This is a genomic window from Bacillus cereus group sp. MYBK101-2, from assembly GCF_051918845.1.
In the GTDB taxonomy this organism is placed as follows: domain Bacteria; phylum Bacillota; class Bacilli; order Bacillales; family Bacillaceae_G; genus Bacillus_A; species Bacillus_A paranthracis.
This window is the reverse complement of record NZ_JBQAIE010000017.1, coordinates 96,010-103,555: the sequence shown is the minus strand read 5'-3', so window position 1 is coordinate 103,555 and position 7,546 is coordinate 96,010. Positions and strand designations below refer to the sequence as shown.

Here is a 7,546-nt window from a genome sequence, read left to right as displayed (position 1 = left end):
GTAAGATCCCTGAAAGATGATCAGGTTGATAGGTTCGAGGTGGAAGCATGGTGACATGTGGAGCTGACGAATACTAATAGATCGAGGACTTAACCATATAATATGTAGCAAATGTTATCTAGTTTTGAAGGAATATATAATTTTCTTCTTGACATTTCGAAAGAAATGTTTATAATGATAAAAGTCTGGTAATGATGGCAGAGAGGTCACACCCGTTCCCATACCGAACACGGAAGTTAAGCTCTCTAGCGCCGATGGTAGTTGGGACCTTGTCCCTGTGAGAGTAGGACGTTGCCAGGCTAATATTATTCCGCAGTAGCTCAGTGGTAGAGCTATCGGCTGTTAACCGATCGGTCGTAGGTTCGAGTCCTACCTGCGGAGCCATTATGCTTCCATAGCTCAGCTGGTAGAGCACTTCCATGGTAAGGAAGAGGTCACCGGTTCAAGCCCGGTTGGAAGCTTGGGAATAGGTTTAAAACTTTTTTGGCCCGTTGGTCAAGTGGTTAAGACACCGCCCTTTCACGGCGGTAACACGGGTTCGAATCCCGTACGGGTCACCACTTTTGGAGGATTAGCTCAGCTGGGAGAGCACCTGCCTTACAAGCAGGGGGTCGGCGGTTCGATCCCGTCATCCTCCACCATATATATTTTAAATGTCGGAGGGGTAGCGAAGTGGCTAAACGCGGCGGACTGTAAATCCGCTCCTTCGGGTTCGGCAGTTCGAATCTGCCCCCCTCCACCATTTTCTTTAAAATAACCTGAGAGGGTTTATTTTTTTGAAAAGATAACCATACTAGTAAATATTAATGGGCTATAGCCAAGCGGTAAGGCAACGGACTTTGACTCCGTCATGCGCTGGTTCGAATCCAGCTAGCCCAGCCATTTACGAGCCATTAGCTCAGTTGGTAGAGCATCTGACTTTTAATCAGAGGGTCGAAGGTTCGAGTCCTTCATGGCTCACCATTTTCGCGGAAGTAGTTCAGTGGTAGAATACAACCTTGCCAAGGTTGGGGTCGCGGGTTCGAATCCCGTCTTCCGCTTAATTACTAAGGGGCCTTAGCTCAGCTGGGAGAGCGCCTGCCTTGCACGCAGGAGGTCAGCGGTTCGATCCCGCTAGGCTCCATCTAATAGAGAAAGCTTACATCATATGATGTAAGCTTTTTTTGTGTTTAAAAAGACAACTTTCATACTTGTCATTTAAAATGGAGAAAACGTGAAAATAAAGGGTGGGGGATAATTATGAAAGTTGTTATTGCATCTGATTCATATAAAGAAAGCTTAACAGCTATAGAAGTATGTGAAGCTATTGAAAGAGGTTTTGGAGCAATTTTTCCTAAAGCAGAGTACGTAAAAATACCAATTGGAGATGGAGGGGAAGGAACGGTCGATTCCCTTGTTGATGCTACAAGCGGGAGGATTATATCATTTCATGTGACAGGACCGCTTAGAGAGAGCGTACAAGCCTTTTACGGTATGTCTAAAGATAAAAAGACAGCGTTTATTGAAATGGCAGCAGCATCAGGTTTACAACACGTTCCGGCTAAAAAGCGAAACCCACTTATTACGACGACGAAAGGAACAGGAGAACTTATACTACATGCGCTAGACGAAGGAGCTGAGCATATCATTTTAGGACTTGGGGGAAGTGCTACAAATGATGGAGGAGCGGGTATGTTGTCAGCTTTAGGAGTCAGGTTTATAAATAGAAAAGGAGAAGTAATAGAGCCGTCTGGTGGAACGTTACATTCGATTGTCTCTATTGATTTTTCACAAATGGATTCACGCTTAAAGCATATAAAGATAGAAGCAGCATGTGATGTAGATAATCCGTTAGTTGGAATAAAAGGAGCATCTTTCGTATTTGGACGACAAAAGGGTGCGGATGAAGAGATGATGAAAGAGCTGGATGAGAATTTAAAGCATTATGCGCATATCCTTAAACAATACCTATTTTGCGACGTATCTAAAATACCTGGTGCAGGAGCTGCAGGAGGTATGGGAGCAGCTGTTATTGCAGTGCTAAAGGGAGGCTTGCGGAGAGGAATTGAAATTGTATTAGATTATACAAATTTTGATAAGCATATAGAAGGTGCAGATTTAATTATAACTGGCGAAGGGAGAATAGATGAACAAACAGCATATGGAAAGGCACCAGTAGGTGTTGCGGAGCGTGCAAAGCGTCTTCATATTCCTGTCATTGCGATTGGGGGATCAGTATCTCCGAATTACTCGGCTGTTCATGAAAAAGGAATTGACGCAGTATTTAGTATTACAACAAGTCCGATGACATTAGAGGAGGCATATAAAGTAGCAGAAGAGAATATCGAAATGACAGCAAAGAATATTGCAGCAGTGTGGAAAATAGCATCAGAAAAACACTTCTAAATGCGGGAGTGTTTTTTATTATTATCTAATAATAATGATGGTAGTTGTTTCATTAAGTTAACTTTATACATAGAATAGTCTTAACATTTGGATTTTTAGGTGGATATAAGTGAATAATTTGTATATCCATACAGAAAAATGTCGAGTTGAGTCAGACTATATAAAAGATTTAAAATATTTAGTGAAGGCACAGAAGGGGGATACTATCTATGAAAAAAGAAATTTCAGTTATTGGAGTTCCAATGGATTTAGGGCAGATGCGTCGTGGCGTTGATATGGGACCGAGCGCAATCCGTTATGCAGGTGTAATTGAAAGAATTGAAGAAATTGGATATGACGTTAAAGATATGGGAGATATATGTATAGAGAGAGAAAAAGAAGTAGAGGTAAATACAAGCTTAAGAAACCTTACACAAGTTGCAACTGTATGTAACGAATTAGCAAGTAAGGTGGATCATATTATAGAAGAAGGGCGTTTTCCACTTGTATTAGGTGGCGATCATAGTATCGCTATCGGTACATTAGCTGGTGTTGCGAAACATTATAAAAACCTAGGTGTTATTTGGTATGATGCACATGGTGATTTAAATACAGAAGAAACTTCACCATCTGGAAATATTCACGGTATGTCACTTGCAGCAAGTTTAGGGTATGGACATCCCACGCTTGTAGATTTATACGGGGCATATCCAAAGGTGAAAAAAGAGAATGTTGTAATTATCGGTGCACGTGCATTAGATGAAGGAGAAAAAGACTTTATTCGAAATGAAGGTATTAAAGTATTTTCAATGCACGAGATTGATCGTATGGGTATGACGGCTGTTATGGAAGAAACAATCGCGTATTTATCTCATACTGATGGTGTGCATTTATCATTAGATTTAGATGGTCTTGATCCTCATGATGCACCAGGAGTTGGAACACCTGTAATTGGTGGCTTATCTTATCGTGAAAGTCATTTAGCAATGGAGATGTTAGCGGAAGCTGATATTGTTACATCTGCCGAGTTTGTTGAGGTAAATACGATTTTAGATGAGCGAAATAGAACGGCAACAACAGCGGTTGCTTTAATGGGTTCTTTATTCGGTGAAAAACTAAAATAAATGTAAGAAAAGCAACTGAGAAGTTGCTTTTTTTATTTGAAAATAGGCGTATAATAATGATTTATATTATACTGTACGATAAGAATGTTTGACATCTTACCAATTTAGACTAAAGGGGGTTGTTTGTAATTGTCGTTTGTTTCATGTATGGTATAATTAACTAGTTGTTGGAAATACATACAGATAGAGCATAAAACAATATTTCAATATATGGATAGAATTGCTCGTAAGTAGGAGGAAGGGTTAGCATGCCTTTTGAAGATACGACCATTTTGAAATATCTTAGTACGGCATTAGATATTGCCGTTGTATGGTTTATTATATATAAGCTAATTCTCATAATCCGAGGGACGAAAGCTGTTCAACTTTTAAAAGGGATTACAGTTATTATTGTCGTTCGGATGATCAGTATTTTCCTTGAATTGCGAACGCTATATTGGCTAACTGAACAAGTATTAACGTGGGGATTTTTAGCCGTTATTATTATTTTCCAGCCAGAATTGCGAAGAGCGCTTGAGCAGCTAGGACGCGGGAGTTTATTTTCGCGTACTGGAACTCACGAGGATGATGAGCCTGAAATGGTTGCAACAGCGATAGCGAAAGCAACGGAATATATGGGAAAACGTAGAATTGGTGCATTAATTACCTTGTCAAAAGAGACCGGTATGGGTGATTATGTAGAAACGGGTATTCCGCTAAATGCAAACGTATCATCGGAATTACTCATTAATATTTTCATTCCAAACACACCTCTTCACGATGGAGCAGTAATTATGCAAGGAAGTACCATTAAAGCAGCAGCTTGCTATCTTCCGTTATCGGAAAGTCCATTTATTTCTAAAGAGTTAGGAACTAGGCATCGCGCTGCAATGGGAGTTAGTGAAGTTACTGATAGTATTACAGTAGTTGTGTCGGAAGAAACAGGCCAAATTTCTTTAACGAAAAATGGTAAGTTGCATCGTGATTTGAAGACAGAACAACTGAAAGATATGTTGTTAGCTGAATTTAGTGCGAACGAAAAAACGACTTCTTCGTCTTTATGGAATTGGAGGAGAAAGCGTCATGGATAAGTTAATGGAGAATCATTGGTTTTTAAAGGGGATCTCATTACTATTGGCGTGTATGCTTTTTATGTCAGCGACTTTAACTGAAAAAAATACGACATCGGGGATACTACCTTTTGCAAATGATGCGAAAGAAACATTAACTAATTATGCTATTAACGTTAAGTATGATGAAGAGAAATATATTGTAAGTGGTATTCCGGCAGAGGGCGTTAAGGTGAAGTTAGAGGGTCCAAAAGCAGCAGTTGCTACGGCAAAAGCGAAAAAACAATTTGATATACCAGTTGATTTGAGAGGCAGCGAAAAAGGAACGTATGAAGTTTCTTTGAAAACGAATGGACTTCCAGATGATGTGAAAGGAACAGTTCAGCCATCAACAATTAAAATTACTCTTCATGAAAAAGCGAGAAAATATGTTCATGTAGACTTGAAATTATCAAATGAGGATCAAATGCCAGCTGGTGCTACTCTCGAAAAATCAAACATTAAACCTGATACGGTTGAGGTAGTTGGGACGAAAGAAGAAATTGAAAGTATTTCATCTGCTAAGGCGTATGTTGATTTAAAAGGTGTTAATAAAACTGTTACAAAAACAGCCGAAGTTACATTATACAATAAAGAAGGCAAACGTTTAAATGTAAGAACAAGTCCATCTAAAATTAGTGTAACGTTGAATGTGGCGACGCAAGCTACGGCCAATAATACTGAAAAAACTGTTCCTATAACATATGCGAAAAAGGGGAGTTTACCGGAAGGATTGGCCGTTACAAATATTAGTGTTGAGCCGAGAGAAGTAACGATAGCAGGTCCAAAAGATATATTGGATAATATACAATCGATAGAGGGGGTCGAAGTAGATCTTAGTCAATTGACAGAGTCTACAACATTCGATACCTCTGTTTTATTACCAAAGGGTGTAACAAGTGCGAAGCCAAATCAAGTAAAGGTTTCAGTAGGTGTACAAAAAACAAAACAAACGAAAACAAGAACGATTGATGGTATATCAATTCAAAAAAATGGACTTTCTAAAGACGTTACGGCCCAGTTACTTTCGCCGCAAGATGGGAAGATAAGCGTTGATATTTCAGGAGAAACAAGTATAGTAGATAAAATAACAGCTGCTCAAATAACAGCAGTGATTAATCTACAAAATGTGTCTCCTGGGACGAAGGATGTTGCTATTCAAGTGAGTGGCCCTGGTAATATTTCAATAGAGCCAAAACAAAAAAGTGCTAAAGTTACAATTGTGAAGAAAGAAAATCCCGATAAAGAAGTACAGGGTAACGGTGAGCAACCAAATTCAAATAATAATAAAGATAATCAAACTGAAAAACCAAAAAATCCTGAACCTGAACCTAAGCCTGATCCAGAAAAGGAAAAGGAAAAGGAGAAGGAATCGGAACAAAATAAAGATAAAGAAACTAGCCAAGAGCCAACAGTAGATAATCAAAAAGAGCCAGAAAAAGGAGCGAATCATAATGGGTAAATATTTTGGTACAGATGGAGTACGCGGGGTTGCGAATAAGGAGTTAACACCTGAATTAGCGTTCAAAATTGGACGTTTTGGTGGTTATGTATTAACAAAAGATACAGACCGTCCAAAAGTAATTATCGGCCGTGATACACGTATATCAGGACATATGTTAGAAGGAGCTTTAGTAGCAGGTCTATTATCAACTGGAGCAGAAGTAATGCGTCTTGGTGTTATTTCTACACCAGGTGTTGCTTATTTAACGAAAGCGTTAGATGCACAAGCTGGTGTTATGATTTCTGCATCTCATAATCCAGTACAAGATAACGGAATTAAATTCTTCGGTTCAGACGGTTTTAAATTAACAGATGAGCAAGAAGCAGAAATTGAAGCTTTATTAGACAAAGAAGTGGATGAATTACCACGTCCAACAGGTACGAACCTTGGGCAAGTGAGTGATTATTTTGAAGGTGGACAAAAGTATTTACAATACATTAAACAAACTGTAGAGGAAGATTTCTCAGGTTTACATATCGCTTTAGATTGTGCGCATGGTGCTACGTCTTCTTTAGCTCCGTACTTATTTGCTGATTTAGAAGCTGATATTTCAACAATGGGAACTTCACCAAACGGTATGAACATTAACGATGGAGTAGGTTCTACGCATCCAGAAGTATTAGCTGAATTAGTAAAAGAAAAAGGTGCTGATATTGGTCTTGCTTTCGATGGTGATGGTGACCGTTTAATCGCTGTAGATGAAAAAGGAAACATTGTTGATGGCGATCAAATTATGTTTATTTGTGCAAAGTACATGAAAGAAACTGGTCAACTAAAGCATAATACAGTTGTTTCAACAGTTATGAGTAACTTAGGTTTCTACAAAGCACTTGAAGCTAACGGTATTACAAGTGATAAAACAGCAGTTGGTGACCGCTACGTAATGGAAGAAATGAAGCGCGGAGGTTACAACTTAGGTGGAGAACAATCAGGCCATATTATCTTACTTGATTACATTACAACTGGTGATGGAATGTTAAGTGCACTTCAACTTGTAAACATTATGAAAATGACGAAAAAACCATTATCTGAGCTTGCAGGAGAAATGACAAAATTCCCACAATTACTAGTAAACGTTCGTGTGACAGATAAAAAACTAGCACTAGAAAACGAAAAAATTAAAGAAATTATTCGTGTTGTAGAGGAAGAAATGAATGGTGATGGCCGCATTCTTGTTCGTCCATCTGGAACAGAACCACTTATTCGTGTAATGGCAGAAGCACCAACACAAGAAGTTTGTGATGCATATGTACATCGCATTGTAGAAGTTGTGAAAGCGGAAGTTGGCGCTGAATAATTTAATAAATTTATTGAAAAGGAGCACAATAAGTGCTCCTTTTTCATATGTTTTATAGATGGTGAAAAAATTTTCATTGACGGTTTATCCATGTTTGTTATAAGATGGTCTTGTTCTTTTTCTCAAAGGAAATATTGTAAATTATAGAAGCGCCAGAACTACAAGTAGT

Annotated in this window: 5 protein-coding genes, 9 tRNA genes and 2 rRNA genes; all 16 read left to right on the top strand. The window is 38.7% G+C overall.

Going from position 1 to position 7,546, the window contains the following annotated elements:
* Positions 1–97: ribosomal RNA gene (locus ACTFSI_RS24075) — 23S ribosomal RNA — on the top strand; the annotation flags it as partial.
* An 87-nt stretch (positions 98–184) separates the two neighbouring features.
* Positions 185–300 (top strand): 5S ribosomal RNA (gene rrf / locus ACTFSI_RS24070).
* A gap of 9 nt (positions 301–309) precedes the next feature.
* A tRNA-Asn gene (locus tag ACTFSI_RS24065) sits at positions 310–384 on the top strand.
* Positions 385–388: 4 nt separating this feature from the next.
* Positions 389–461, top strand: a tRNA-Thr gene (locus ACTFSI_RS24060).
* A 24-nt stretch (positions 462–485) separates the two neighbouring features.
* Positions 486–560: transfer RNA gene (locus ACTFSI_RS24055), tRNA-Glu, on the top strand.
* 5 nt (positions 561–565) lie between these two features.
* A tRNA-Val gene (locus ACTFSI_RS24050) sits at positions 566–641 on the top strand.
* A gap of 17 nt (positions 642–658) precedes the next feature.
* Positions 659–742: transfer RNA gene (locus ACTFSI_RS24045), tRNA-Tyr, on the top strand.
* A gap of 65 nt (positions 743–807) precedes the next feature.
* Positions 808–882: transfer RNA gene (locus ACTFSI_RS24040), tRNA-Gln, on the top strand.
* A gap of 5 nt (positions 883–887) precedes the next feature.
* A tRNA-Lys gene (locus ACTFSI_RS24035) sits at positions 888–963 on the top strand.
* 5 nt (positions 964–968) lie between these two features.
* Positions 969–1,040 (top strand) — tRNA-Gly (locus tag ACTFSI_RS24030).
* 10 nt (positions 1,041–1,050) lie between these two features.
* Positions 1,051–1,123: transfer RNA gene (locus ACTFSI_RS24025), tRNA-Ala, on the top strand.
* Between the two features lie 116 nt (positions 1,124–1,239).
* Positions 1,240–2,385, top strand: a complete 1,146-nt coding sequence (locus ACTFSI_RS24020; protein WP_044790559.1) for a glycerate kinase — start codon at positions 1,240–1,242, stop codon at positions 2,383–2,385.
* 209 nt (positions 2,386–2,594) lie between these two features.
* Positions 2,595–3,488: an arginase gene (gene rocF, locus ACTFSI_RS24015; RefSeq protein WP_044790560.1), complete on the top strand. Its 894-nt coding sequence runs from the start codon at positions 2,595–2,597 to the stop codon at positions 3,486–3,488.
* 248 nt (positions 3,489–3,736) lie between these two features.
* Positions 3,737–4,558: a diadenylate cyclase CdaA gene (gene cdaA, locus ACTFSI_RS24010; RefSeq protein WP_001115700.1), complete on the top strand. Its 822-nt coding sequence runs from the start codon at positions 3,737–3,739 to the stop codon at positions 4,556–4,558.
* Positions 4,551–6,038: a CdaR family protein gene (locus tag ACTFSI_RS24005; RefSeq protein ID WP_000359578.1), complete on the top strand. Its 1,488-nt coding sequence runs from the start codon at positions 4,551–4,553 to the stop codon at positions 6,036–6,038. The genes cdaA and ACTFSI_RS24005 overlap by 8 nt, the downstream gene beginning before the upstream one ends.
* A complete protein-coding gene (gene glmM, locus ACTFSI_RS24000; protein ID WP_000521474.1) occupies positions 6,031–7,377 on the top strand; it encodes a phosphoglucosamine mutase in 1,347 nt (448 codons plus the stop codon). The genes ACTFSI_RS24005 and glmM overlap by 8 nt, the downstream gene beginning before the upstream one ends.
* Positions 7,378–7,546 lie beyond the last annotated feature (169 nt).